Below are 1,114 nucleotides of genomic sequence, written 5' to 3'. Positions count from 1 at the left end.
CGGCAGGGAACGGGCACGACCTTGTTGCTCGCGGGGACCGGGCCGCTCGAACCCCGGTTCGGCGGGGGTTCCGCGCGGGCGCACAGCGCGTCCGGTGCGACCCCGCTCACGATCACCGCGGAATCACTCCGTGCGGACGTCGACACCGCGGATGATCTCGCTCACGTCCGCACCCTGGGTGTCGGAAAGCGCAGTTCAACGCTGTTGGGAACACCCTGCGTGGTGATGTGACGAGAGTTCACCCTGCCGACCCGCGCGCGGCGCACATTATCGCCCCGAGTGGTGAACAATGAAGCCCGTGAGCACAAATGACGGCGGCACCCCGAACTCGGCAAGGAAGCGGAAGACCTCCGCCGCGAAACCCGATCCGGACAACGGCACGGCGAAACCCGTCCGGGCGAGGAAGACCACTCCCTCGGCGAAGACGAACAGCAGTCCTCGCGCGGCGATCCGCGCCACCCGCGGCGGTTCGGCGAGCCGCCCCGCCCAGGAGTTCCGCGCGCTGCCCGCCGCGCCTCCCGCGGTGACGTCGGCCCCCACCGCCGTCGAAACACTGCCCGACGACCGGTACTTCAACCGTGAGCTGTCGTGGCAGGACTTCAACGCCCGCGTGCTCGCGCTGGCCGAGGACGAGTCGCAGCCGCTGCTCGAACGCGCCAAGTTCCTGGCGATCTTCGCGTCCAATTTGGACGAGTTCTACATGGTGCGGGTCGCCGGGCTGAAGCGCCGCGACGAGACCGGGCTCCCGGTCCGCAGCGCGGACGGGCTCACCCCGCGCGAGCAGCTGGCCTACATCGCCAAGCGCAACCAGGACCTGGTCGAGCGGCACACGAACGCCTTCGAGCTGCACCTGCGGCCGCAGCTGGCCGACGAAGACATCCACATCGTCGGCTGGAACGACCTCACCGGCGCCGACCAGCTCCGGCTGTCCAACTACTTCAGCGAGCAGATCTTCCCGGTGCTCACACCGCTGGCCGTGGATCCCGCGCACCCGTTCCCCTACATCTCCGGCCTTTCGCTCAACCTCGCGATCACCGTCCGGGACCCGGAGGCGGGCACCGAGCGGTTCGCGCGCGTCAAGGTGCCGAGCAACGTGCCGCGCCTGATGCGCATC

The 1,114-nt window shown here is 69.4% G+C and carries 2 pseudogenes; both read left to right on the top strand.

Going from position 1 to position 1,114, the window contains the following annotated elements:
* Positions 1 to 231 (top strand): annotated as a pseudogene (locus CFP71_RS45260) (2-phospho-L-lactate guanylyltransferase); the annotation flags it as partial.
* A gap of 58 nt (positions 232 to 289) precedes the next feature.
* Positions 290 to 1,114 (top strand): annotated as a pseudogene (locus tag CFP71_RS42645) (RNA degradosome polyphosphate kinase); the annotation flags it as partial.

It is taken from the genome of Amycolatopsis thailandensis, from assembly GCF_002234405.1.
Classification (GTDB): domain Bacteria; phylum Actinomycetota; class Actinomycetes; order Mycobacteriales; family Pseudonocardiaceae; genus Amycolatopsis; species Amycolatopsis thailandensis.
The sequence above is the reverse complement of the archived record's forward strand: the minus strand, read 5'-3'. Positions and strand labels throughout refer to the sequence as shown.